Source organism: Janthinobacterium sp. GW822-FHT07H11, assembly GCF_058798615.1.
This window is the reverse complement of record NZ_CM179507.1, coordinates 3,459,133-3,483,325: the sequence shown is the minus strand read 5'-3', so window position 1 is coordinate 3,483,325 and position 24,193 is coordinate 3,459,133. Positions and strand designations below refer to the sequence as shown.

Annotated in this window: 18 protein-coding genes; 12 read left to right on the top strand and 6 right to left on the bottom strand. The window is 68.1% G+C overall.

All coding sequences use genetic code 11. From position 1 onward, the window contains the following. Nucleotides 1-55: 55 nt before the first annotated feature. Both AC3RCJ_RS15320 and AC3RCJ_RS15315 read right to left on the bottom strand, forming a co-directional pair. A complete protein-coding gene (locus tag AC3RCJ_RS15320; RefSeq protein ID WP_492964606.1) occupies nucleotides 56-391 on the bottom strand; it encodes a hypothetical protein in 336 nt (111 codons plus the stop codon). A 118-nt stretch (nucleotides 392-509) separates the two neighbouring features. Continuing rightward, nucleotides 510-1,691 carry a chymotrypsin family serine protease gene (locus AC3RCJ_RS15315; protein ID WP_492964605.1) on the bottom strand — a complete coding sequence of 394 codons (1,182 nt, stop codon included), beginning with the start codon at nucleotides 1,689-1,691 and terminating at the stop codon, nucleotides 510-512. 235 nt (nucleotides 1,692-1,926) lie between these two features. Between AC3RCJ_RS15315 and AC3RCJ_RS15310 the strand changes: the two genes are divergently transcribed. From AC3RCJ_RS15310 to AC3RCJ_RS15300, 3 genes are read left to right on the top strand one after another with little or no spacing between them, the layout of a single operon-like run. Then, nucleotides 1,927-3,972: a serine protein kinase gene (locus tag AC3RCJ_RS15310; RefSeq protein WP_492964604.1), complete on the top strand. Its 2,046-nt coding sequence runs from the start codon at nucleotides 1,927-1,929 to the stop codon at nucleotides 3,970-3,972. A 2-nt stretch (nucleotides 3,973-3,974) separates the two neighbouring features. After that, nucleotides 3,975-5,237, top strand: coding sequence for a DUF444 family protein (locus AC3RCJ_RS15305; protein WP_492964603.1), 1,263 nt, complete (start codon nucleotides 3,975-3,977; stop codon nucleotides 5,235-5,237). Next, nucleotides 5,234-6,661, top strand: coding sequence for a SpoVR family protein (locus AC3RCJ_RS15300; RefSeq protein ID WP_492964602.1), 1,428 nt, complete (start codon nucleotides 5,234-5,236; stop codon nucleotides 6,659-6,661). Before AC3RCJ_RS15305 ends, AC3RCJ_RS15300 begins: the two co-directional genes overlap by 4 nt. A gap of 76 nt (nucleotides 6,662-6,737) precedes the next feature. Here AC3RCJ_RS15300 and AC3RCJ_RS15295 read toward each other — a convergent pair whose 3' ends face one another. Both AC3RCJ_RS15295 and AC3RCJ_RS15290 read right to left on the bottom strand, forming a co-directional pair. After that, a complete protein-coding gene (locus AC3RCJ_RS15295; RefSeq protein ID WP_492964601.1) occupies nucleotides 6,738-7,859 on the bottom strand; it encodes an SDR family oxidoreductase in 1,122 nt (373 codons plus the stop codon). Continuing rightward, on the bottom strand, nucleotides 7,859-9,163 hold the full coding sequence (locus AC3RCJ_RS15290) for a nucleotide sugar dehydrogenase (protein WP_492964600.1): 1,305 nt from the start codon (nucleotides 9,161-9,163) through the stop codon (nucleotides 7,859-7,861). Before AC3RCJ_RS15290 ends, AC3RCJ_RS15295 begins: the two co-directional genes overlap by 1 nt. Nucleotides 9,164-9,379: 216 nt before the next feature. On the opposite strand from AC3RCJ_RS15290, the gene prsT reads away from it, so the two are divergent. From prsT to AC3RCJ_RS15275, 3 genes are read left to right on the top strand one after another with little or no spacing between them, the layout of a single operon-like run. Next, nucleotides 9,380-12,166, top strand: coding sequence for an XrtA/PEP-CTERM system TPR-repeat protein PrsT (gene prsT, locus AC3RCJ_RS15285; RefSeq protein ID WP_492964599.1), 2,787 nt, complete (start codon nucleotides 9,380-9,382; stop codon nucleotides 12,164-12,166). Nucleotides 12,167-12,169: 3 nt separating this feature from the next. Then, nucleotides 12,170-14,587 carry a hypothetical protein gene (locus tag AC3RCJ_RS15280; protein ID WP_492964598.1) on the top strand — a complete coding sequence of 806 codons (2,418 nt, stop codon included), beginning with the start codon at nucleotides 12,170-12,172 and terminating at the stop codon, nucleotides 14,585-14,587. Next, nucleotides 14,584-15,354, top strand: a complete 771-nt coding sequence (locus AC3RCJ_RS15275; protein ID WP_492964597.1) for a S1 family peptidase — start codon at nucleotides 14,584-14,586, stop codon at nucleotides 15,352-15,354. Before AC3RCJ_RS15280 ends, AC3RCJ_RS15275 begins: the two co-directional genes overlap by 4 nt. 3 nt (nucleotides 15,355-15,357) lie before the next feature. On the opposite strand, the gene AC3RCJ_RS15270 is transcribed toward AC3RCJ_RS15275, so the two are convergent. Beyond that, on the bottom strand, nucleotides 15,358-16,104 hold the full coding sequence (locus AC3RCJ_RS15270) for an N-acyl amino acid synthase FeeM domain-containing protein (protein ID WP_492964596.1): 747 nt from the start codon (nucleotides 16,102-16,104) through the stop codon (nucleotides 15,358-15,360). 213 nt (nucleotides 16,105-16,317) lie between these two features. After that, nucleotides 16,318-16,941 carry an XrtA/PEP-CTERM system exopolysaccharide export protein gene (locus tag AC3RCJ_RS15265; protein WP_492964595.1) on the bottom strand — a complete coding sequence of 208 codons (624 nt, stop codon included), beginning with the start codon at nucleotides 16,939-16,941 and terminating at the stop codon, nucleotides 16,318-16,320. 261 nt (nucleotides 16,942-17,202) lie between these two features. On the opposite strand from AC3RCJ_RS15265, the gene AC3RCJ_RS15260 reads away from it, so the two are divergent. The 6 genes from AC3RCJ_RS15260 to AC3RCJ_RS15235 are packed head-to-tail and all read left to right on the top strand — an operon-like array spanning nucleotide 17,203 to nucleotide 24,192. Next, nucleotides 17,203-18,732, top strand: coding sequence for an XrtA system polysaccharide chain length determinant (locus AC3RCJ_RS15260; RefSeq protein ID WP_492964594.1), 1,530 nt, complete (start codon nucleotides 17,203-17,205; stop codon nucleotides 18,730-18,732). A 10-nt stretch (nucleotides 18,733-18,742) separates the two neighbouring features. Continuing rightward, nucleotides 18,743-19,561 carry an XrtA-associated tyrosine autokinase gene (locus AC3RCJ_RS15255; RefSeq protein ID WP_492964593.1) on the top strand — a complete coding sequence of 273 codons (819 nt, stop codon included), beginning with the start codon at nucleotides 18,743-18,745 and terminating at the stop codon, nucleotides 19,559-19,561. Next, a complete protein-coding gene (locus AC3RCJ_RS15250) occupies nucleotides 19,545-21,065 on the top strand; it encodes a TIGR03016 family PEP-CTERM system-associated outer membrane protein (RefSeq protein WP_492964592.1) in 1,521 nt (506 codons plus the stop codon). Before AC3RCJ_RS15255 ends, AC3RCJ_RS15250 begins: the two co-directional genes overlap by 17 nt. A 12-nt stretch (nucleotides 21,066-21,077) precedes the next feature. Continuing rightward, nucleotides 21,078-22,235 carry a non-hydrolyzing UDP-N-acetylglucosamine 2-epimerase gene (gene wecB, locus AC3RCJ_RS15245; protein WP_492964591.1) on the top strand — a complete coding sequence of 386 codons (1,158 nt, stop codon included), beginning with the start codon at nucleotides 21,078-21,080 and terminating at the stop codon, nucleotides 22,233-22,235. Beyond that, nucleotides 22,232-23,080, top strand: coding sequence for an XrtA system polysaccharide deacetylase (locus AC3RCJ_RS15240; RefSeq protein WP_492964590.1), 849 nt, complete (start codon nucleotides 22,232-22,234; stop codon nucleotides 23,078-23,080). The genes wecB and AC3RCJ_RS15240 overlap by 4 nt, the downstream gene beginning before the upstream one ends. After that, entirely contained in the window at nucleotides 23,080-24,192 is a 1,113-nt protein-coding gene (locus AC3RCJ_RS15235; protein WP_492965783.1) for a FemAB family XrtA/PEP-CTERM system-associated protein, read from the top strand. Before AC3RCJ_RS15240 ends, AC3RCJ_RS15235 begins: the two co-directional genes overlap by 1 nt. Nucleotide 24,193 lies beyond the last annotated feature (1 nt).

Genomic DNA, 24,193 nt, shown 5'->3' with positions numbered 1-24,193 from the left:
CCGCTACGGCCGGGCGTCGGCGTGCCGGCCTGGGGCGGCCCGCGGGCCGGCTTTCCTAGCGCGGCTGGATATCGATCTGGCCCGTGATGCTCGTTTCCACCGGATAACCTTCCACTTGCAGCGGCACCCGCCATTTGACGGACGAATCGCGCAGATACACGACGATGGCGTCGCGGCCCATGGCCGTTTGCCCCAGGCTGACGCCTTCGACGCCGTCGATGGCCATCAGCGCCCGCTCATTGCGCCGCCTGGCCGCTTCCAGCCGGCCAGTTGTCACCGGCGGGGCCGGCTGGAAGCGGCCGCCGCCTTGATCGCCGCCGTCCGGCAGGTAGGGCATGGCGGCATCTTCGAAGACGCCGTATGGCGACTGCATGAATTTACTGTTTGACATGACGACTCCTCCTGGTGCTGCTCCCGACACTAGCATCATCGTGCAAAAGGCGGTGCGGCGCAAGGCCGCGTCGCGCCGCGCCAGGCGGCACCGCCTTGCCCGGCGGCCCATCGCCGGCTCAGGTATACAGATCGATGTCGAGCGCCGCCACGACGCGCCGCATCTGGTTGGCAAACGTGATATTGCCGCCGCCGGCGAACAGCAGCCCCACGGGATTGCGCTGCTGGTTCCAGGTCCAGATCGAGGAGCCGGAATCGCCGCCCGCGCTGAACGCGCCGCTGACGCCCGTGATGGCGATCTGGTCCTGGAACAGCGCGATCCTGCCGCCGCCGTAGTTGACGTTGATGGTGGCGCCCAGGCCCGTGATGCGGCCCTGCGTCAACTGGGTGGTGCGCCCGGACTTGCCGACCAGCATGCCAAGCGTGGGCGCCACCAGTGCATTGCTGATGCGGAAATACGCGGGCACGCCGCCGCTCAGGTACACCAGCTCGCGACGCACGCGGTCGGGCCAGGCCCAGCCCGTCGCGCAATCGACGAAATTGACGCCGCCGCCGAAGTTGATCGGCACAAAGCGCTCGAGGATGGCGACCTGGTCTTGCGGGCATTTGCCGCCATCGATGGGGCCCGGCTGCACGATGCAGTCGCCAAACACGCCATTGTTCGAGTTGGCCAGCACGTGGTTGTTACTCAAGATCATCAGGCGGCTGTTGCGCGGCGCGCCGCGGCCCACGGCGAGGCAGCCGATGGTGCCGGCCGTGATGCGGAAATGGCCGACCGAGACCCCGCCCGGCGCCGGCCGCAGGCGGAAGCGGTGCGGCTGGGCATCGATGACGCCCGTGACGACGATATTCACGGGCACCTGGTCGCTGGCGACGGCGCGCACGCCCATCGCTGCGACGATGGCGGCCTTGGCCCGGTCCACGGAAGTGGGCTCGGCCACGTACAGGGTCAGCGCCGGCAGGCCCGGCTCGCCCGACGAGGTATCGCTGGCGCCCTCGCCCAGGCCGATCGACACGCCCTGGATATTGCCTGAATCGCTGAACGCGTCGGCGGCCCTGGCGCCGGCCGCCCGCAGCACCGCCTGGCGCATGCCATCCTCGATGCTGCGCTTGATCTCCAGCAATTCCATGCTCACGCCGCTCAGGGCATCGTTCGCCTCTGCCACGGAGGCGGTCTCGGCCTGGCCATCCCCTTCGCCCGGCACGGCGAACCGGTCGACCGCCTCTTCATCGTCGGCGCTCTGCGCCCGGCCCGCCCCGCCGCCCGGCGGCGCGGCAAAGCCATTGTCATTTCCCATCATCTCGTTCTCCTGTGGTTCGCTGCGGAGAACCAGTGTGGGCCGGCCGCGGCGGCCCGTATTGATCTGGATTGAAGCGCATGGGGACTGCGGCGCCGCGGGCAGCATGGTTGCCGCAACTGCGAAATAGTTCCGTTTTTCCGCTTGAGCGACATCAGGCGTGCAAACACGGGCCACATCCTATACTGCGATGACAGGCTGGCAGCATCGGCCTGTCAACTGCATGGATGGGACAGCGATGACGAGCCTACGGACGACACAGCCCGCTGCAACGACGCCAGGCGGGGCGGCGCAAGACGCCACGGAGCGCATGCGGCACGCGGCGCGCGGCGACGGCAGCGGCAGCGGCGATGGCGCCGTGCCGCACGCCCATTTCATCGACCGCATGGCGGCCTATGCCGAGGCACGCCGGGGCAGCCCGTGGCGCGGCAGCCTTGCCGACTTCCTCGCGCATGTCCTGCCCGGCGGCGCCAGCCTGCTGGCCCGCAGCGCCCACCAGTACCTGTGGGACATGATGCGCTGGAGCGGCCACGAAGACAGCGACGGCCATTTCCGCTGCCGCCTGTTCGACGACGAACTGTTCGGCATGGACGAGGCGATCGACCGCGTCGCCGCCTATTTCAAGGCGGCCGCCGCCGGTTCCGAGGTGGGCCGGCGCATGCTGCTGTTGCTGGGACCGCCATCGGGCGGCAAGTCCACGCTGGTGATCCTGCTCAAGCGGGGGCTGGAAGAATACAGCCACAGCGATGAAGGCGCGCTGTACGGGATCGCCGGCTGCCCCGTGCACGAATCGCCGCTGCACCTGGTGCCGCAGAGCATGCGCGCCGACTTCCGCGCCAGCTACGGCGTCGATATCCAGGGCGAACTGTGCCCCCATTGCCGCGCGCGCCTGGAAGACCAGCACGCGGGCGATTTCCTGCGCATGCCCGTCGAGCGCATCCACCTGTCCGAGGCGGGCCGCTGCGGCATCGGCACGTACGCGCCGCACGACCCCAGCACCGCCGACCTGGCCGACCTGGTCGGTTCGGTCGACCTGTCGAAAGTGGCGCAGTACGGCGACGAGGGCGACCCGCGCGCCTGGTCGTGGTCGGGCGCCGTGTATGCGGCCAGCCGGGGCATGCTGGAAATGATAGAAATCCTCAAGGTCAAGCGCGAATTCCTGTACCTGCTGCTGACCTTGACGCAAGAAAAGAATGTCAAGGTCTCGCGCTTTCCCCTGATTTACCTGGACGAAAGCATCGTCGCGCATACGAACCTGGCGGAATTCCGCAAATTCCTGCAAGAAAGCGAGAACGAGGCGCTGCTCGACCGCATGGTCATCGTGCAGGTGCCGTACACGCTCAATTACCGCGAGGAAGCACGCATCTACCGCAAGCTGATCCTCTCGGCCGCGCCCGCCTTCCGCGAAGTGCACCTGGACCCCCATGTGCTGCACGCGGCGGCCGTGTTTGCCATCCTCAGCCGCATGCAGGAGGGCGACGACAAGGAAGCGGACCTCGTCAAGAAGCTGCGCATCCACGCCGACGAAGAAGTGGAAGACTTGAACCAGACCGAGGTGCGGCGCATCCGCGAGCGCGAGAAGGCGCCCGACGAAGGCCTGGCCGGCGTGTCGCCGCGCTTTGTCATCAATGCCTTGTCGCACGCCATCATCGCCGCCCAGCGCAACAGCCTGAGCACGATGGACGTGCTGCTGGCCCTGAAGGACGGCATCGAAAGCGATGCCCGCATCGAGCCCAGACGCAAGCGCAAGTGGATCGATTACCTGGTGCTGACGCGCAAGGATTTCTACAACCGCTGGGTCAAGGCCGACGTGCACAAGGCGCTGTTCGTCTCGTTCGAGCAGGAAGCCCAGGACCTGCTCAACAAGTATCTCGATGAAGTCGAGGCCATGCTGGACAACCGCCAGGTCCGCGATCCCATCACCAGCGAGGAGCGCCGTCCGGACGAACGCTTCCTGCGGGCCGTCGAGGAAAAAATCCATATCAGCGACTCGGGCAAGCAATCGTTCCGCCAGGAAGTCGTGCGCAAGGCCATGGGCGCCTTCAAGCGCGGCGAGCCCTTCGGCCTGGGCACCCATGTGCAGCTGCACGACGCCATCCAGCAATACCTGTTCGAGCAGCGGCGCGACGTGCTGCGCCTGGTCAGCTCGGCCAAGCGCCCGGACGACGACGTGCGGGCCAAGATCTCGGCCGTCGAGCAGCGCCTGGTCGACGAATACGGCTACGACGCGCACAGCGCCCGCGAAGCGCTGAACTACGTGACCACCTTGCTGGCGCAGGAATGAGCATGCCCACGCCCCCCCTGCCCGCCGCCATGCAGCCGCCAGCCGCCGCAGACGGCAGGCCCGCCACGCCAGCGGCCGGTCCGCCAGCCGGCTCCGGCCAGGCGCGGCGCCACCTGGCGCAGCCGTGGTATGCGCTGTTTTCGCGCGGCGCGCGCGACTGGCTGCGGCACAACCAGAAGGTGCGCGATGCCGTGCAAGCCCACCTGCCCGAGCTGATCGCCGGCCCGGACCTGATCGGCGGGCCGCAACAGCGCACCGTGCAAGTGCCCGTGCGCCTGCTCGAACACGCGCATTTCCGCCTGGCGCCCGCGCGCAGCAGCCGCGCGGCGGGCCAGGGCGACGGCCAGCCCGGCGATATTCTGCGGCCGGCGCGGCCGGCCGGCACGGCCGGCTCCGATGCCGGCGGCGCGGGCGGCAACGGCGAAGGCGAGGTGCGCGTGCTGCTGGAATTTGCCGTCGACGACATCCTGGAATGGCTGTGGGACGAGCTGAAGCTGCCCCACCTCAAGCCGCGGCACCTGAGCGCCATCGACGAGGTGCAGCTGGTGCGGTCCGGCTGGGACAGGCACGGCGCCCGCTCGCGCCTGGACCGCCGGCGCACCGCCAAGGAAGCGATCAAGCGGCGCGCCCTGCAGGAACAGCCCGTGGCCTTCACCAATGACGACTTGCGCTTCCGGCAACTTTTATCGCAACCGCGGCCCAGCGCGAATGCCGTCGTGTTGTTCGTGCTCGACGTCTCGGCCAGCATGGCGCAGGCCGAACGCCGGCTGGCGAAATCGTTCTTCTTCTTTGCCTTGCAAGGCTTGCGCCGCAACTATGCGCGCGTGGAAACCCGCTTTATCGCGCACACGACGCGGGCCTGGGAGTTTTCCGAAGAAGCTTTCTTCCAGGTCAACGGCATGGGCGGCACCATGGCCTCCAGCGCCTTCCGCCTGAGCCAGGAACTGCTCAAGGAACGCTATGCGCCCGGCCAGTACAATGCCTACCTGTTCTATGCGTCCGATGGCGAAAACTTCAGCGAGGACCGTGCCCCCGCCAGCCTGGCCCTGGGCGAACTGGCCGGCTTGCTCAACTATATGGGCTATGTGGAAACGGTGCCCGGGGTGCCGCGCAGCATGGAAACGGAAATGCACCGGCTGTGCGCCGAGCAGCAAAGGCGCGGCTTGCCGCTGCGCAGCAGCATCCTGGCCACGCCCGACGATGTCTGGGCGGCCATCCGCACCTTCTTCCAGCATGAGGCCGATGATGCCAGGGAGGGGGCATGAGCACGCCAGGTGCCGCCGATGCGGCCGCCCTGGCCGACTACGGGGCGCGCATCGAGGAGCTGGCCAGGGCGCTGGGCCTGGAATTCAACCGCGTCGACTTCGAGCTGGTGCCCAACAGCTTCATGGCCGAGATCGCCATCTATGGCTTGCCCGTGCGCATGCGCCACTGGTCGTTTGGCGTGCGCTACATCCACCAGCTCGTGCATCAGAAGATGGGCAACTCGCATATCTTCGAAGTCATGTTCCCCGGCGACCCCTGCCACGCCTACATGGCGGAAAACAATTCGCTGGCCGAAAATACCCTGGTCACCGCGCATGTGCTGGGCCATGCCGACTTTGCCCGCCGCAACCAGCTGTTTGTGCGCTTTGGCGCCATGGCGGGCAGCCATATCCTCGAGCAAAGCGCGGCCAGGGCCCACCGCATCGAGGCGGCGCTGCAGCGCCATGGGCAGGACAAGGTCGAAGCCGTGCTCGACGCGGCACTGGCGCTGGAACAGCATGTGGACATCAATGCCGCGCTGCACCGCGCGCCCTATGCCGAGCAGTCCATGCCCGCCGCGGCCGATACGCACGGCGCGCCTGGCCCGTTTTCACGCCGCTACCGGCGCCTGCCCGGTGAAGCCGGGGTGCCGGCGCCTGCGGGCCCGGCGCAGCGCGCGCCGCTGCCGCCGCAGCCCGAGTATGACTTGCTGTGGTTCATCGCGCGCCACGCGCCGGAACTGGCCGACTGGGAACGCGATATCTTTCTCGCCGTGCGCGAAGAATCGTTTTATTTCTACCCTGTCTATGCCTGCCAGATCATGAACGAGGGCTGGGCCTCGTACTGGCATGCGCGGCTGCTGCGCGAAGCGGACTTCCTGCCGCCGGCCCTGTATATCGGCGCCGTCAAATCGCATTCGGACGTGGTGCGCCCGTATGCGGGCGACAAGCAGCTGGCCCTGGCCGTGAATCCGTATCACCTGGGTTTTTGCATGTGGGAACGCATCATCGCACGCGAAGGCTTGCAGGCGGCGCGCCGGATTTGCCGCGACGACGACGATTTCAGCTTCATCCGTAATTATCTCGATGCGGAACTGGCCGATCAGCTGGGCCTGTTCGTGCACGAAGACCGGCTCGACGGCGAGGTACGGCTGGCCAGCCGCGACCTGCACGCCGTCCGCGAAGCCATCCTGGCACCCAAGTACAACTATGGCGCGCCCTGCATCGCCGCCACCCTGGTGCATGACGATGGCAGCCTGGTGCTGCGCCACGATCACCAGCGCGACGGACGTGGCCTCGACCTGGAGCAGGCCGAGCGCGTGCTGGCCTACCTGGCCAGGGTCTGGCGACGGCCCGTGAGCCTGCATACGGTCGATTTCCGCGGCATGCCCAAGGTCCTCAACGGCAAGGCCGGCGGCGTCGCCGCACCGCCCGCCGCGCATTGAGCGCTTCGGCGCTTCGGCGTTTCGGCGTTTCGGCGTTTCAGCGTGCGGGCCGCCAAGCGCTCGTGCGCTCATGCTGTCAGGCGCGGCCGGGCTGGCCGGCGCCGAGCGGAGGCTGGCCCCGGTGTTGCGTCAGGTACCAGTCGATGGTCAGCCGCAGCCCCTGCGCCAGGTCATGCGTGGGCGCATAGCCAAGCAGGCGCGCGGCCTTGCCGATGTCGGCCTGCGAATGGCGCACGTCGCCGGCGCGGAAGTCGCCATGGACGGGCGCCCGCGGCAGGTGTCGCGGGCAGGCGGCCAGCAGCATCGCCTGCATGCCGGCGTGCAGCTGCGCCAGGCTGGTGCGCGCATTCACGGCCACGTTGTACACCTGGTTGATGGCCGCCGGGTCCACGGTGGTGGCGGCCAGGATGTTCGCCTGCACGGCATTGCTGACAAAACAGAAGTCGCGGCTGGTGGCGCCGTCGCCATGGATCTGCACGGCCTGTCCGTCCAGCATGGCGCCTATCCAGCGGGGAATCACGGCCGCGTAGGCGCCCAGCGGATCCTGCCTGGGGCCAAACACGTTAAAGTAGCGCAGCCCCACGGCTTGCGTGGCAAAGCAGCGCGCATACACGTGCGCGTACAGTTCGTTGACGTATTTGCTCAAGGCATACGGCGACAGCGGCGCGCCGATATGCTGTTCCACTTTCGGCAAGGCCGGATGGTCGCCGTAGGTGGCGCTCGATGCCGCATACACGAAGCGCCGCGCGCCGGCCGCGCGGGCGGCCGCCAGCATGTTCAGAAAACCGCTGACATTGACGGCGTGGCACAGCAGGGGCTCCTCGAGCGAGCGCGAAACGGACCCCAGCGCCGCCTGGTGCAGCACCGTATCGACCTCGGCGCAGGCGGCCGCGCAGGCGCCGGGGTCGCGGATGTCGCCCTCGATGAAGTCGAAGCGCCGCCAGGCCCGTTCGCCCACCGCCGCGCGCACCAGCGCCAGGTTGTGCCGGTGGCCCGTCGAGAAATTATCGAGGCCGCGCACCGTCTGGCCCAGCGACAGCAGGGTTTGCAGCAGGTGCGAGCCGATGAACCCGGCCGCGCCCGTGACCAGCCAGCGGCACGGCGCCTGTTCCAGCCGCGCGCACGCTTGCGCATACGCGCCCGCGCCGGCCTGCCCGCCAGGCGCGGCGCCGCCCGGCCGCGCGCGGCAATCGTCCATCACAGCCGCCACACATGCAGGCCGCCCGCCGCCAGCGCATGCGGGTCGAAATGCGACTTGATGTCGATGAAGCAGCCATTTTCCACTACCTTGGCCTGGAAGTCGGCCAGCGGACGGAGCAGCAAGGCGTGGTGCGAGACGGCGCTGATGACGGCTTCGGCCTGCGGCAGCTGTTCCCAGCTTTCCAGCGCCAGGCCGTATTCTTCCAGCGCTTCCTGCGCGTCGGCCACGGGATCGTGCACATGCACCTGCACGCCGTACGACTGCAGTTCGTGGATCATGTCGACCACCTTCGAGTTGCGCAGGTCCGGGCAGTTCTCCTTGAAGGTCAGGCCCAGCACGTTCACGTGCGCGCCCTTGAGCTTGAAGCCGGCGCGCACCATTTCCTTGATGGTCTTTTCCGCCACGAACTTGGCCATGCCGTCATTGATGCGGCGCCCGGCCAGGATCACATGCGGGTGGTAGCCCAGCATCTCCGCCTTGTGCGTCAGGTAGTACGGGTCGACGCCGATGCAGTGGCCGCCCACCAGGCCGGGGCGAAATGGCAGGAAGTTCCATTTGGTGCCGGCCGCCTCCAGCACTTCCAGCGTATCGATGCCGATGCGGTCGAAGATGATGGCCAGTTCATTCATCAGCGCGATATTCAGGTCGCGCTGCGTGTTCTCGATGACCTTGGCCGCTTCCGCCACGCGGATGCTGGACGCCCGGTGCACGCCGGCCTCGACCACGCCTTCGTACAGCGACGCCACCTTGTCCAGCGTGGGCGCGTCGTCGCCGGACACCACCTTGCGGATGCTGTGCAGCGTGTGCGCCCGGTCGCCGGGGTTGATGCGCTCGGGCGAAAAAGCCACGTGGAAGTCGTCCTTCCAGCGCAGGCCCGAATGCTGTTCCAGCAGCGGGATGCAGATTTCCTCGGTGGCGCCCGGATACACGGTCGACTCGTAGATGACGATGGCGCCCCGCTTCATGTGGCGGCCCACGGCCGCGCTGGCGCCGGCCAGCGCGGAAAAATCGGGATTGTGCGCGCTGTCGACGGGCGTGGGCACGGCCACGACGATGAAGTCGGCCAGCTGCAGCTCGGCCGGGTCGCAGCCGACGCTCAGCCATTGCGCGGCGCGCAGCTGTTCGCCGCTGACCTCGCCCGTCGGGTCGACGTGGCGCCGATAGCTGTCCACCTTGCGCTGCGACAGGTCGATGCCGATGGTGCGCCGGCGCGCGCCGAAGGCCACGGCCAGCTGCAGGCCCACATAGCCGAGTCCCATCACCGCCACCACGCCGCCGTTGCCGGCCACCTTGCTGTCCATATGTGCTCCGTCTGGTTGTGGCGAAGCTGCCGCCGTCGGGGAAATTCTACGGTCGCGGCCGCGACCATTCTTGAGCGGGAACAAGGAAGCCGGGCCGCCGGCAAGCCGCGCGGACGGCAATCGCCGGCCTGTTGAGCACAATCAATGAGGCCCACGCACATCTTTTTTAACCTAGGCTGTGCGCTGCCCCCGCGCATGCCGATACCGGAGACTTCCATGCCCCGCCTTTCCCTGCCTGCCCTGCCCCGTTTGCCCGCCTGCGCCCTGTGCACCGCCCTGCTGCTGCCGCTGCCGCTGCTGACGGCGTGCCACGGCACGCAGAGCAGCGACAGCCTGCTGGCCGAGGCACAACAGTACCGCCAGAAGGGCGAAGCGCGGGCCGCCATCATCCAGCTGAAGAACCTGCTGCAAAAGGAACCGGAAAACCGCCAGGGCCGCATGCTGCTGGGCAGCATCTATCTCGATACGGGCGAAGCCCTGTCGGCGGAAAAGGAATTGCGCAAGGCACAGGCGCTGGGCCTGCCCGCGGCCCAGGTCCTGCCCTTGCTGGGCAAGGCCTGGCTGATGCTGGGCCAGTTCGACAAGGTCCTGGGCGAGGTACCCGACGATGCCGCCCAGCCACCGGCCATCCTGGCGCTGCGCGGCGACGCCTTGCTGGCCCTGGGCCGCACGGACGAGGCGCGCGCCGTGTTTGCGCGCCTGCTCGAACGCCATCCCGAGCAGGTGCAGGCATTGCTGGGCATGGCGCGCATCGCCGCGCTGGAGCAGCAGCCGGGCAGCGCCGAGCTGCTGGTCGCGCAGGCGCTGAAAGCGGGGCCGAGCGACCTGGACGCGCTGCGCCTGCAGGGCGACCTGCAGCGCCTGCAAGGCAGGAACGAGGCGGCGCGGCGCGCCTACCTGCAGATCCTCCAGCTCAAGCCCGACAATACGCAAGCGCATATCGATCTCGCCAACCTCGACATCAGCGAAAACCGCTACGCCGAAGCGGCGGCGCAGCTGGCCACGGCGCGCAGGACGGCACCCAACAGCCTGGGCCTGCTGCAGGCGCAGGCCCTGCTCGATTTCCGCCAGGGCAAGTACAAGGCCTCGCTGGAAGGCTTGCAACTGGTGCTCAAGGCGGCGCCCGAGCACCAGCCGTCCATCCTGCTGGCCGGCGCCGTGCAGCTGGCGCTGGGCTCGCCCCAGCTGGCGGAGACCTACCTGCAGCGTTTCCTCGCCGCGCAACCCGGGCATCTGTATGCCAACAAGATGATGGCGTCCATCGAGCTGATGCGGGGCAAGAACGACATGGCCATCGACCGGCTGCTGCCGCTGCTGGCGCGCGCTCCCGACGACGTGGAACTGCTGTCGCTGGCCGGCGAGGCGCACCTGCGCGCGCGCCGCTACGACCAGGCCACCGTGTATTTCGAAAAAGCCAGCGGGCTCGCGCCCGACACCGCCAAGCTGCATGCGGCCCTGGGCGTGAGCCGCCTGGGCATGGGTGAAAGCGGCCGCGCCATCAGCGAACTGGAGCGTGCCAGCGTGCTCGACAAGAACTCGCCGCAGGCCGGCACCATGCTGGTGATGACCTTGCTGCGCAACAAGCAGAACGACAAGGCGCTGGCCACCGTCGTGGTGATGGAAAAGCAGAAAGGCACGAATCCCCTGCTGCTGAACCTGAAGGGCGGCGTCTACCTGGCCTTGCGCGACCTGCCCGCCGCGCGTGCCAGCTTCGAGCAGGCGCTGGCCATCGACCCGCTCTACCTGCCCGCGCTGACCAACCTGGCACAGATCGACATGGCCGAGAAAAAGCCCGAACTGGCCCGCCAGCGCTTCGAAAAGGCGCTGGCGAAAGCGCCGAAGAATGCCGACCTGTGCGCGGCACTGGCCAAGCTGGCCGCCTCGCAGGGCAAGACGGACGAGGCGCGGCGCTGGCTGGAACGGGCGCACAAGGATAATCCCGACGCCGTCGCGCCCGCTTCACTGCTGAGCAATTTCTACCTGAAGACGGGCGAAACGCAAAAGGCGCTGGACCTGGCGCGCACGCTGCAGACGGGCCATCCGGGCGATGCCGACGCGCTGGCCCTGCGCGCGCAGGTGGAATACAGCGCCGGCCTGGCGCAGGCGGCGCTGGACAGCTACGCCAAGCTGGCCAGCGTGCAGACCACCTCGGCCCCCTTGCAGATGCGCATCGCCAGCCTGCACCTGGCGCTGGGCGAGCATGGCGGCGCGCTGCAGGCCGTCAAGCGGGCGCAGGCGCTGGACCCCACGCTGCTCGATGCGCAAGTGATCGAAGTGGCCATGCTGCTGGCCTTGAACCGGCAGCGCGAAGCGCTGGGCGTGGCGCGCCAGGTCCAGCAGCAGCAACCCAAGCTGGCGGCCGGCTACAAGCTCGAGGGCGACGTCCTGATGGAGCAAAAGCAGCCGCAACAGGCGCTCAAGCTGTACGAGCGCGCTTACCAGATCAGCAGGATCGGTCCGCTGCAAGTGCAGATATACCGCGCCTTGCAGGCATCCGGGCAAGCGGCCGAGGCGGACGCGCGCATGGCCGCATGGCTGAAGGAAAACCCGAACGACTTGCCCACGCGCACCTATCTGGCCAGCACCAAGCTGGTGGCCAAGCAATACCGCGCGGCCATCGAGCAATACCAGCACATCATCGCCAGGGATGCCGGCAACGTGCTGGCCCTGAACGACCTGGCATGGGCGTACCAGCAAGACAAGGACAGGCGCGCGCAGGCGACGGCCGAACAGGCGCTGAAGCTGGCGCCCGACAATGCCGCCGTGCTCGACACCCTGGGCTGGATCCTGCTGGAACAGGGCGAGCCGAAGCGCGCCACCGGCCTGCTGCGCAAGGCGGCGGACCTGGCGCCGAAGGCGGCGGAAATCCAGTACCACCTGGGCGTGGCGCTGGCCAGGTCCGGCGACAAGGGCGGCGCGCGCAAGCAACTGGAACAGCTGCTGGCGGCCAACAAGGACTTCCCGCAGCGGGCCGAGGCCCAGGCCCTGCTGACCCAGCTGTAGGCCATGGCGACGCGCGCGGCGCGCCTGCTGGCCCTGCTGGCGGGCGGCGCCTTCCTGCTGGCCCTGCACGCCTACCCGCTGGCCCGCGGCTGGCCCGCCTGGCTGTTCGCCGCCCTGCTGCCCGTCTACGCCCTACTGCTGTGGCGGCGTCCCGCCTGCTGGCTGTTCTGCCTGCCGGCCCTGCTGCCCGTGCTGGACCTGGCGCCGTGGACGGGCTGGTTCTTTCTCGAGGAAATCGACCTGCTGCTGCTGCTGACGCTGGCCTGCGGTTACTGGCGGCTGGGCCAGGCGGCCCCCGCGGCCAGCCTGGCGCCCGTGGCGCGCGCCTGGCTGCTGCTGTGCTGCCTGGCCTGGCTGGCGGCGCTGCTGCGCGGCTTGCTGCCGCTGCCGCCCGCCGATGCCGATGCGTGGAACAATTATCTCAGCCACTACAACAGCTTGCGCCTGGGCAAGGCCTGGGCCTGGGCCATGCTGCTGCTGCCGCTGCTGCTGCGCGATGCCAGCGGGCCGGCATTGCGCCGCTATGCGCTGCCGGGCCTGCTGGCGGGACTGGCCATGGTGGCCGCCTGTGCGCTGTGGGAGCGCGCCGTGTTTCCCGGCCTGCTGAACCTGTCCAGCGACTATCGCATCACGGCGCCGTTTTCCGCCATGCACACGGGCGGCGCCGCCCTCGACGGCTACCTGGCCCTGAGCCTGCCGTTCGCGGCGCTGTGGCTGGCCCGCGCGCGCACGCGCCGGCACGGCGCGCTGGCCCTGCTGCTGCTGGCGCTGGCGCTGCACGCGGCGCTCACCACGTTCTCGCGCGCCCTGTACGCGGCCATGCTGGCCGGCGGCCTGCTGTCGCTGTGGCAGGCGCTCGCCGCCGGCCGCCATGGACCGCGCCGCCCGCCAGGGCGCCGCGCCGGCGCCGGCCTGCTGCTGGCGGCGGCCGCCAGCGTGCTGCTGTACCTGTTCGGCAGCGGCGGCTACCGCGGCCTGATCGCCGCCGTGGTGCTGCTGGGCGCAAGCTTCGTGCTGGCCACGCGGCCGTTGCCGTGGCGGCTGGCGCCCGCCTGCGTGCTGTGCGCGCTGGCCATCGAAGGCCTGCTGGCCGCCTGGTGGCCGGCAGGCCTGCCGGCGGCAGGCTGGCTGAAGCCGCCGTATTGCCTGTTCCTGCTGTCGGCACTGCTGCTGGCCGGCGCGCTGTGGCCGGTCGGGCGCCCGCCTGGCGGCGGCCCGGCCCGGCTGTGCCTGGCCATGATGGCATGGACCCTGCTTGCCTGCAATCTCGTGTGGATAGGCTGGCATTGGGCCGGGGCGCCGGCCCTGCCCGCTACCGGCCTGGTCGTCGCCCTGGCCGCCGCCATGCTGGGCAATGCGCGCCTGCGGCCGCCCCTGTGGCAGCTGAACCGCGCCAGCCTGGGCCTGGCCGGCGCGGCGGGCGTGCTGATGCTGCTGGCCATACCCGTGTCGGCCAGCTACTACGCGACGGAACGCTTCGCCACCAGCGGCGGCGACTTGCAGGGCCGGCTGCGCCACTGGCGCCAGGCGCTCGGCATGATGTCGGCCGATGCGGCCAGCACCGCGTTCGGCATGGGCACGGGCAGCTTTCCCGCCACCTATTTCTGGCGCAATCCCTTGCGCGAGATACCGGCCAGCATGGCATACGCCGATGAGGCAGGCAACCGCTATCTCCGGCTGGCCAGTCCCGGCTACCGCGCCGGCTATGGCGAACTGCTGCGCCTGCTGCAACGGCTGCCGGTCGAGCCGCGGCGCGCGTACACGCTGGCGCTCGACGTGCGCCGCGCCGGCCCCATGCCCGTGCTGCAGGTACGGCTATGCGAGCGCCAGCTGCTGTACCCGCAAAACTGCGTCAACGTGCCGCTGCGCCTGCCGCCGCCCGTGGCCGGCCGGCCCGTCTGGCAGCATGTCGAGGCGCGCGTCGACAGCGCCTGGCTGGGCGGCAGCCCCTGGCTGCTGCGCGCGCCGGTGCAGCTGGAAGTGGCGGCCAGCGGCACGGCCGCCTCGTCCGTGATCGATATCGACAACCTGAGCCTGCGCGCGGACGACGGCGCGGAACTGGTCGCCAATGGCCAGTTCAGCGCCGCCCCCGACTACTGGTTCTTCAGCAGCGACCACCACCACCTGCCCTGGCACGTCAAGAACCTGCCGCTGCATCTGCTGATCGAATCGGGCGTGTGCGGCGCCGTGGCCATGCTGGGACTGATGACGCTGGCCGCCATGCGGCTGCTGCGCGCGGCCGCGCGCGGCCATGCCTGGGCCATCGCGGGCGGCGCCAGCCTGGCCGGCTTTCTCGTCGTCGGCCTGTTCGACAGCCTGCTCGACGTGCCGCGCATCGCCCTGCTGTGCTATCTGATGCTGCTGTGCGCGCTGTTGCGCCTTCCCCATGCCCCCGCCCCCGTCCAGGAGCCGCCCCCATGAAAACCCTGCTGTCCACGTCCCTGTTCTGCCTGGGCTTGCTGTCCGCCGTGCCGCCGGGCCGCGCCGACGATACGCTGGCGCAAGTGATTGCGCGCATCAAGCCATCGGTCGTCGGCGTCGGCAGCGTGCAAAAGACGCGCACGCCGCCCATGACCTTCATCGGCACGGGCTTCGTCACGGACGATGGCTTGAGCGTGCTCACCTGCGCCCACGTGATCCAGAAGCTGCTCGACGCCAATCCCAACGAAGTCATCGGCATCCTCACGGGCCAGGGCGACACGGCCCAGTTCCGCCCGGCCAGCGTGCGCGCCATCGACGCCGAGCACGACCTGGCCTTGCTGCGCCTGTCGGGCGCGCCGCTGCCGGCCCTGCAGCTGGGCGACGCGGCCCGCGTGCGCGAAGGCCAGGCCCTGGCCTTCACGGGTTTCCCGCTGGGCATGCTGCTGGGCCTGCACCACGTGACGCACCGCGCCACCGTGTCGTCGCTGACGCCGGTGGTCATGCCCAGCGAAAACGCGCAGCGCCTCGATGCGAAGCGCCTGGCGCAATTGCAAAAGTCGCCCTACACCGTGTTCCAGCTGGACGCGACCGCCTACCCGGGCAGCAGCGGCAGTCCCCTGTTCGATCCGGACACGGGCATCGTCTACGGCATCGTCAACATGGTGTACGTGAAAGGCTTGAAGGAAAGCGCCATCAGCGCGCCGAGCGGCATTACCTATGCCATTCCCGGCCACTACATGCAGGCGATCCTGTTAAAAAACAAATAGGCGTCAGTTGCGTCCCTGGCGCAGGCGGTCCGTGATGCCAGGCTCATCCCATGTTGGAAAAAAAAAGGGGTAAAACGACCGTTCACCCCCATGTTGTTCCATCAAGCCGCCGTATTTACGGATCTGCTCGCCCATGTAGTCGAGGTCTAGCCGCAGCAGCACGGCCGGCGCCCCCACGCGCGTGCACTCGCGCTCGCCGCCAAAATCGCGGAACCCCAGCATGCGCTTGTAAAACACCACGTGGCGCGGATTGACTTCGATCACGTAGTCCGTGAAGCCGTGGATGTTGTGGGCATAGATATACGAAATATGGATCAGCGCCGCGAACACGCGCTTGCTCACGCCCTTGTCGATGGCCAGGCGCGACGGTTCGCACAGGCGCCGCCCCTCGTCGCGCAGCAGGTCGAGCTTGTCGCGGAAGTTTTCGTCGGCGGGCAAGCCCGTTTCGTCGTTGTCCAGGCACAAGGTCATGGTGCCGACCGTGGTGCCGGCCGTTTCCGCAAACAGGGTGATCTTGTTGAGCGCATGCGCGATGCCGGGATCGACGGCATAGCCGCGCCAGCCATACATCTTGCGGATCAGCAAGCTGGCCGCTTCGCGCCGTCCGCGCGAATTGGCCATGCGGATATGGAAGCGCTGCAAGTCGAGTTCGTGCTCCATGGCCGGATCGATCTTGCCTTCGCCGACCACCAGGTCGCTGAAGCCGCCGGGCGTGTCAAAGGAAATAATTGGTTCGTCTTCTAAGCTCATCTTGTCCTCGCTATCATCGGCCCTCCGCTTTGAGACGGACTGAAGCCAATGCCTTGTGACAAGAGGAAAACTGGAGAAGTTCCCGCCGACCGCAAAAAAAACAGAAGAAATTACCTATTTAATAGCAAATAACGCCCTGAAATTTGCCAGTAAGTACAAAATGACAAATAAAAGTGCTTTTTTGTCAGCATGAGCCTGCTCTGGAAACTGGCCTTAAAAAAAGCTTTCCGGGATCAGCAAGACGTCGCCCGGACGCATCGTGACATTCGCGGAAATATCGCCCTCTTTCAGCAAGTCGTCCAGGCGCACGCGCAGCTGCTGCTGGCGGCCCTCGCGCACGCGGATGATGCTGGCCTTGTTGCCGGCGGCAAAATCGGTAATGCCGCCGACGGCGATCAGCACGTCCATCAGCGACATGCCCAGGCGATACGGCAGCGCCTGCGGCTTGGCCGCCTCGCCGATCACGCGGATCTGCTCGTCGTAGGGGCCGGAAAAATTGGTGACGATGACCGTCACCACCGGCTGCTGGATGAACTTGCCCAGCGCCTGCTCGATGTCGCGCGCCAGCTGGGTCGAGGTCTTGCCGCTGGCCGGCAGGTCTTCCACCAGCGGCGTGGTGATCTTGCCGTCCGGCCGCACGGCCACCGTCAGCGACACCTCGGGATTGCGCCACACGATGATGTTGACGGAATCGCCGGGCCCGATCAGGTAGTCGTGCATGGGCACGCTGTCATCGGCGGGTGCCAGCGGGTAGCGCGTGCGGCACGCGCCCAGCAGGCCGCCGGCGGCCGCCAGGGCCAGCGCATTCTTCAACAGTGCACGTCGGAACGGATTCATGCCTAGCCTCTTCGAGTCGGTGGCGCGTGCGGACCGGCCGCGCGACGGCGCAAGGGCCGCGCGAAGCCAGACTGGGCCGCGAAGTTCCTATGATTATTAAAACGCGGCAAGCGATCCTTGAGGCGTATCAAGAAGCAATCATCTTGGGAAATATTGGCCGGGCACGGCCCTATACTTTGCATGCCCGACAACGGTTCCGCATTGTTCCTTGCGCGCCGCCGGCACGCGCACCGCGTCCCACCGTGACATGAAGGAAGCGCCATGGAAGAGTTGATACAGCAATTGCTTTCCGGCCTGAAAGGCATCTGGAAATACCGCTGGCATGCGGTCCTGGTGGCGTGGCTGGTGGCCATCGCCGGCTTCATCAAGGTCATCAGCCTGCCCGACGACTACCAGACCTCGGCGCGCGTGTTTGTCGATACGCAGACCATCCTCAAGCCGCTGATGGCCGGCATGACCAGCGTGCCGAACACGGAACAGCAGGTGGCCATCATGAGCCGCACCCTGCTCAGCCGGCCGAACGTGGAGCGCGTCATGCGCATGGTCGACCTCGACCTCGATGCGAAGACCGTGCGCGAGCACGAGGCCCAGCTGGACGAACTGATGGGCCGCATCAAGATCACCGGCACCAACGCCTACGACATCTACACGATCAGCTATAACGGCCGCCATCCGAAGGTGGTGCGCGACGTGGTGCAAAGCCTGCTGACGATCTTTGTCGAAGGCAGTTTCCAGGGCAAGAAAGGCGATTCGCAAAAAGCCGTGCAGTTCATCGACGAACAGATCAAGAATTACGAGGACAAGCTGAGCGCGGCGGAAAACCTGGTGAAGGATTTCAAGATCCGCAACAACCTGCTGCTGCCGCGCCAGGGCATCGACTATGGCAGCCAGCTGCTGATGTCGTCCGATAGCCTGAACAATGCCAGGCTGGAGCTGGTCGAGGCGGAACAGGCGCGCAAGGCCATCCTGAGCCAGATCGAGGGCGACGAACCGGTGCTCGACCTCGAGCCCAACGCGGCCGCCATCACGAATCCCGAGCTCGACGAGCGCATCGCCTCGCTGAACAAGAACCTCGACAGCCTGCGCATGCAATACACGGAACTGCATCCCGACATCATCGCCGCCAAGCGCCTGGTGGCCCAGCTGGAAGAGCGCAAGATCGAGGAAAGCAAGCTGAAGGCGGCATCCGGCGATCCCGGCAAGAATTACAGCCCCATGCTGCAGCAGCTGAAGGTGGCGCTGACGGAGGCGGACGCCAAGGTGGCCGCCATCAAGGCGCGCGTGCAGGAATACAACGCGCGCAACGAGCGCCTGCTGGCGCAAAGCAATGCCGTGCCCGAGGTCGAATCGCAGCTGGCGCAGTTGAACCGCGACTACATCATCAACAAGGAAAACTATGAAAAGCTGATCGGCCGGCGCGAAGCGGCCAAGCTGTCGGGCGAACTGAGTTCCACCACGGACATGATGGCCTTCAAGATCATCGACCCGCCCACCGTGCCGTTCGCCCCCGTCGGGCCGAACCGGCCATTGCTGTTTACCGCGGCCCTGGGCGCGGCGCTGGTGGCCGGCGTCGCCGCGGCACTGCTGATCAGCCAGGTGCGCCCCACCTTCCTCAGCCCGGCCGAACTGCGCGACGCCACCGGCTTGAGCGTGCTGGGCACGGTGTCGATGAACTGGACCGAACTGCAGACCATCCGCCGCCGGCGCGCGCGCTACGGCTTTGGCGCCTGCCTCGGCAGCCTGTTCGTGCTGTACGGCGCGGTCATGACGGCCGCGCTGCTCAAATTCTAGGGGAGCGACCATGAACGACGATGGCAAGCAGGAGCCGCAACTGGGCGTGGCCGAGGCCGGCGTACCCTACCTGGCGCAGCCCGCGGGGGCGGCCGATGCGGCGGCGTCGCCCCGCTACCGCGAGCTGAACCTGGCCCGCCTGCAGCAACAGGGCATGGTCACGCACGACAGCGGGCGCACCACGGTGGCCGAGGACTTCCGCATCATCAAGCGCCCGCTGCTGCGCCAGGCGCGCGCCAGCGGCGCCGAGGCCATCCGCCATGGCAACCTGATCGTCGTCACCAGCGCCATGCCCGGCGAAGGCAAAACGTATTGCGCCGTCAACCTGGCCATGAGCATCGCCATGGAAATGGACATCACGGTGCTGCTGGTCGATGCCGACGTGGCGCGCCCGTCCGTGCTGAAAGTGCTGGGCCTGCCGCCGGAGCCGGGCCTGATGGACGTGCTGCTCGACGAGCAGCTGGCGATGTCGGACGTGATCCTCAAGACCAACGTCGCCACCCTGAGCATCCTGCCGGCCGGGCGCAGCAACAAGCACGCGACGGAACTGCTGGGCAGCCGCGCCATGAGCCGGCTGCTCAGTGAAATCGCCAGCCGCTATGCGGACCGCATCGTCGTCTTCGACTCGCCGCCGCTGCTGATCACCAGCGAAGCCCACGCGCTGGTGGGGCAGATGGGGCAGGTGGTGATGGTGGTGGAGGCGGAAACGACCACCCAGCACGCCGTCAAGGAAGCGCTGCGGCAGATCGAATCGTGCGAACACATCCACCTGATCTACAACAAGACCAAATCGTTTCCGGGCAACGATTACTATGGCTATTACGACTAGCCGCCTGTTGCCGCTACCGTTGATGCTGCTGCTGTTTCCCGTGCCGTCCGCCGCGGTCGACTGGCTGGTGGTGCCCTCGCTGCGCCTGCGCGAAAGCTATACCGACAACGCGCTGCTGGCGCCGGCCGCCCAGGCCAGGTCCGATTTCATCACCGAGATCGCGCCCGCCATCGCCCTGATCGGCAGCGGGCCGCGCCTGCAGGTGCACCTCGACTACAGCTGGCGCATGTTCTACTACCTGCGCCGGCCCGACACGGCCAACCATCAGCTGCAGGCGTCCGCCGACGCGGAGCTGCTCAAGGACTGGTTCCACGTCGAGGCGCGCGCCAGCATCAGCAGGAACAATATCTCGCCGTTCGGGCCGCAGATCATCGACGAGCTGCCCGGCGCCGGCAACGCCAGCACGGTGCGCACCACCACCGTCAGCCCCTATCTGCGGCACCGCTTCCGCGCCCTGGGCACGGCCGAGCTGCGCTATACGCGCAACACCGTCGCCAGCGACAGCGCGCTGCTGTCCATGCACAGCGACGAGGTCGAGATGCTGCTCAGCGGCGAACCGCGCGGCAACGGCTGGAACTGGAACGCCAGCTACGACCTGCGCCGCACCCAGGACAGCAAGCTGGCGCCGCAGCGCATGGAGCGCAGCAGCGTGGGCCTGCGCTACCCGTTCAGCAGCAAATGGGCCGCCACCGCCAATGCCGGCATGGAAAAGGAAGGCTATGCCTCGAGCAGCGGCAAGGCGCCGGAAGGCCGCTTCTGGTCGCTGGGCGGCGTCTGGACCCCCTCGCCGCGCACCAGCGTGGCCTTCAGCGGCGGCAAGCGCTTCTTCGGCAATACCTACAGCCTGGATGCCAACTTCCTGCAGCGCCATACCAACTGGTCGCTCGGCTACAGCGAGAACATCACCAGCATGCCGACCCAGTTCCTGCGCCTGGGCGACCGCGAGGCGTTCAGCCTGCTCGACCAGTTGTGGCGCAGCATCTTCCCCAACCGCCAGCAGCGCCGCCTGCGCATCGAGGCCTTCCTGCGCTATGCGAACGGACTGGGACCGGAACTGGGCGCCATCAATTACTTCAGCCAGCGCTATTTCCTGCAAAAGCAGCTGAAGCTGACGATGGCGCGGGCGACGGCGAAAACCACCGTGGTGTTCGGCATCAATGCCATCGACCGCACGGCGCAGACGGCCAGCGGCATCGACAGCGCATTGCTGCCGGGCATGGAATTCGGCAGCGAAGACCGCACGCGCCAGGTGGGCAGCAATCTCGGCTGGAGCTGGCAAGCCTCGTCGCGCACCAGCATCAATGCCAATGCCGGCTATGCCAGCGTGCGCTCGCTGAGCGCGCCGCGGCGCGACAACAATGCCACCTTCACGGCCGGCTTCAGCCGCATCCTGCAGCCGAAGATGACGGCCAGCATAGACGTGCGCCGCACCCAGCACAGCAGTACCCGCGGCGGCGGCTACCGCGAGAACGGCATCAGCGCCACGCTCAACATGCAGTTTTAAGGAGGATGCATCATGCCCGACGATCCGCTGGCCCGGCACGCGCAGCACCACCTGCTGTGCGTGGTGGCCGCGCGCCCCAACCTGATGAAGATGGCCCCGCTGCTGGCGGCGTTTGCGCGGCAGGCGCCGGCCATGCGCCTCACCTTGCTGCATACGGGCCAGCATTACGACCCGGCCATGAATGCGCACGTGTTCGCGGCACTGGGCATGCGCGCGCCCGACATCGGCCTGGATGTCGGCTCCGGCAGCCATGCGCAGCAGACGGGTGAAATCATGCGCCGCTTCGACGCCGTGCTGGACGCGCTGCGCCCCGCCCCCGACGCCCTGCTGGTGGTCGGCGACGTCAATTCCACGCTGGCTTGCGCGCTGGTGGCGGCCAAGCGGGCGCTGCCCGTGATCCACGTCGAGGCGGGGCTGCGCAGCGGCGACCGCCACATGCCCGAGGAAATCAACCGCGTGCTGACCGACCAGCTGTCGGACCTGCTGTTTACCAGCGAGGCGGGCGGGCGCGCCAACCTGCTGCGCGAAGGCATCGCCGCCGAGCGCATCCACTTCGCCGGCAATGTCATGATCGACAGCCTGCGGCAGCAGCTGCCGCGCGCCGTGCCGCCGGCGGCGACCCTGCGCGCCCACGGCCATGCCTGCCCGCCGGCCTACGGCCTGCTGACCCTGCACCGGCCGTCGAATGTCGACGACGGCGCCCGCCTGGCGGCCCTGCTGCAGGCGCTGGCGGCCCTGTCGGCCCGGCTGCCGCTGCTGTTTCCCATCCATCCGCGCACGCGGGCCATGCTGCAGCGCTCGGGGCTCGAGGCGCTGCTCGCGCGCCACGCCATCACGGCGCTGCCGCCGCTGGGCTACCTGGAAATGCTGGGCCTGATGCAGCAGGCGCGGCTGGTGCTGACCGATTCGGGCGGCATCCAGGAAGAGACCACGGCGCTGGGCGTGCCCTGCCTGACCCTGCGCGACAGCACGGAGCGCCCCGCCACCGTCAGCGAAGGCACCAATACCGTCGCCGGCACGGACCCGGCGCGCATCGTGGCGCTGGCGCGCGAGATACTCGACGGCGGCGGCAAGCGGGGCCGCCTGCCGCCGCTGTGGGACGGCCAGTCGGCCGCGCGCATCGCCGCCGCCACGCTGCGCTGGCTGGACGGGCGCCAGGTGCCGTCATGAACGCGCGGCCGCTGCGCAACGCGCTGACCATCGACGTCGAGGATTACTTCCAGGTGTCGGCCTTCGCGCCGCATGTCGCCCGCGCCGACTGGCCCGCCATGGCCTGCCGCGTCGAGGCCAATGTCGAGCGCATCCTGCTGCTGCTCGAGCGGCGCGGCATCCACGCCACCTTCTTTACCCTGGGCTGGATCGCCGAGCGCTACCCGGCCATGCTGCGCCGCGTGGCCGCCGCCGGGCACGAAGTGGCCAGCCACGGCCACGCCCATCTGCGCGCCTCGGCGCAGGCGCCGGCCGACTTCCTGCACGATGTACGCCTGAGCAAGACCATCCTCGAGCAAGTGACGGGACAGGCCGTGCAAGGCTACCGCGCGCCCAGCTTTTCCATCGGCGCGGCCAACCTGTGGGCCTTCGACCTGCTGCGCGAAGCGGGCTACCGCTACAGTTCCAGCATCTACCCGATCCGCCACGACCACTATGGCATGCCGGACGCGCCGCGTTTCGCGTGGCGCCCACGGGGACCGCAGGGCCTGCTGGAGCTGCCCGTCAGCACCGTGCGCCTGCGCGGGCGCAACTGGCCCGCCGGCGGCGGCGGCTACTTCCGCCTGCTGCCGTACGCACTGTCGCGCTGGCTTTTGCGGCGCATCAATTCGCTCGACGGGCAAGCTGGCATATTCTATTTTCATCCCTGGGAACTCGATCCCGGACAACCGCGCCTGCCAGGCCTGAGCGTGAAGACGCGCGTGCGCCACTACCTGAACCTGGGACGCATGGAAGCGCGGCTGGCGCGCCTGACGGCCGACTTCGCCTGGGACCGCATGGACCGTATTTTTCTTGAGAGCGCATGATGCACGAGGCTAGCCTTTCCCCCTGCCACGCCACGGCCCCCGACGGCGCGGCGCCGCGTCCCGGCACCATTGCCGTGCATCAGCTGCAACCGCACGAGCACGCGCGCTGGGACGCGTTCGTGCAAGCCTGCCCCGATGCCACCTTCTTCCACCGCGCCGGCTGGCAAACCGTCATGGAACAGGGCCTGGGCCACGACAGCTATTTCCTGTATGCGCAACAGGATGGCCGCATCGCCGCCGTGCTGCCGCTGGCGCACCTGCGCAGCCGCCTGTCCGGCGCCGCCCTCGTCTCGCTGCCCTTCTGCGTGTACGGCGGCATCGCCGGCGGCGGCGCGGCGGCGCGCCAGGCCCTCGACGGGGCCGCGCAGGCGCTGGCGCAGCGGCTGCGCGTGGGCCACCTCGAATACCGCTGGCGCGACGTCGACGGCAGCGGCGCCGACATCGCCGCCGACGGCTGGCTGCGCCGGCCCCTGTACGCGACGTTCCGCCGCGTCCTGCACGCCGATCCCGAAAGCAACCTGCTGGCCATCCCCCGCAAGCAGCGCGCCGTCGTGCGCAAGGCCATGGCCGCCGGCCTGCACAGCGCCATCGACTACGATACCGTGCCGTTCTTTCCCATTTATGCGGGCAGCGTGCACCGGCTGGGCACGCCCGTCTTCGCGCGCCGCTACTTCGCGCTGCTGCGCACGGTCTTCGGCAACGATTGCGACATCGTCAGCGTGTACCACGACCAGCAGGCGCAAGCGAGCGTGCTGGTGTTTTACTTCCGCGACGAAGTGCTGCCCTATTACGGCGGCGGCACGCTCCTTGCGCGCAGCTCGGGCGCGAATGACTTCATGTACTGGGAAGTGATGCGCCGCGCCAGCCTGCGCGGCTGCCGCCTGTTCGACTTCGGCCGCAGCAAGATCGGCACGGGCGCCTACGACTTCAAGAAGAACTGGGGCTTCGCGCCGCAGCCGCTGCCCTACGCCTACAAGCTGGTGCGCGCCACGGCACTGCCCGAGGTCAATCCGCTCAACCCGAAATACGCGCTGTACATCCGCGCCTGGCGCCGCCTGCCGCTGCCGCTGGCCAACCTGCTGGGGCCGCATATCGTGCGGCAGCTGGGCTAGC

Coding starts and splice junctions, on each gene's coding strand:
- AC3RCJ_RS15320 (WP_492964606.1), bottom strand. CDS start 391: ATGTCAAACAGTAAATTCATGCAGTCGCCATACGGCGTCTTCGAAGAT.
- AC3RCJ_RS15315 (WP_492964605.1), bottom strand. CDS start 1,691: ATGATGGGAAATGACAATGGCTTTGCCGCGCCGCCGGGCGGCGGGGCG.
- AC3RCJ_RS15310 (WP_492964604.1), top strand. CDS start 1,927: ATGACGAGCCTACGGACGACACAGCCCGCTGCAACGACGCCAGGCGGG.
- AC3RCJ_RS15305 (WP_492964603.1), top strand. CDS start 3,975: ATGCCCACGCCCCCCCTGCCCGCCGCCATGCAGCCGCCAGCCGCCGCA.
- AC3RCJ_RS15300 (WP_492964602.1), top strand. CDS start 5,234: ATGAGCACGCCAGGTGCCGCCGATGCGGCCGCCCTGGCCGACTACGGG.
- AC3RCJ_RS15295 (WP_492964601.1), bottom strand. CDS start 7,859: ATGGACGATTGCCGCGCGCGGCCGGGCGGCGCCGCGCCTGGCGGGCAG.
- AC3RCJ_RS15290 (WP_492964600.1), bottom strand. CDS start 9,163: ATGGACAGCAAGGTGGCCGGCAACGGCGGCGTGGTGGCGGTGATGGGA.
- prsT (WP_492964599.1), top strand. CDS start 9,380: ATGCCCCGCCTTTCCCTGCCTGCCCTGCCCCGTTTGCCCGCCTGCGCC.
- AC3RCJ_RS15280 (WP_492964598.1), top strand. CDS start 12,170: ATGGCGACGCGCGCGGCGCGCCTGCTGGCCCTGCTGGCGGGCGGCGCC.
- AC3RCJ_RS15275 (WP_492964597.1), top strand. CDS start 14,584: ATGAAAACCCTGCTGTCCACGTCCCTGTTCTGCCTGGGCTTGCTGTCC.
- AC3RCJ_RS15270 (WP_492964596.1), bottom strand. CDS start 16,104: ATGAGCTTAGAAGACGAACCAATTATTTCCTTTGACACGCCCGGCGGC.
- AC3RCJ_RS15265 (WP_492964595.1), bottom strand. CDS start 16,941: ATGAATCCGTTCCGACGTGCACTGTTGAAGAATGCGCTGGCCCTGGCG.
- AC3RCJ_RS15260 (WP_492964594.1), top strand. CDS start 17,203: ATGGAAGAGTTGATACAGCAATTGCTTTCCGGCCTGAAAGGCATCTGG.
- AC3RCJ_RS15255 (WP_492964593.1), top strand. CDS start 18,743: ATGAACGACGATGGCAAGCAGGAGCCGCAACTGGGCGTGGCCGAGGCC.
- AC3RCJ_RS15250 (WP_492964592.1), top strand. CDS start 19,545: ATGGCTATTACGACTAGCCGCCTGTTGCCGCTACCGTTGATGCTGCTG.
- wecB (WP_492964591.1), top strand. CDS start 21,078: ATGCCCGACGATCCGCTGGCCCGGCACGCGCAGCACCACCTGCTGTGC.
- AC3RCJ_RS15240 (WP_492964590.1), top strand. CDS start 22,232: ATGAACGCGCGGCCGCTGCGCAACGCGCTGACCATCGACGTCGAGGAT.
- AC3RCJ_RS15235 (WP_492965783.1), top strand. CDS start 23,080: ATGCACGAGGCTAGCCTTTCCCCCTGCCACGCCACGGCCCCCGACGGC.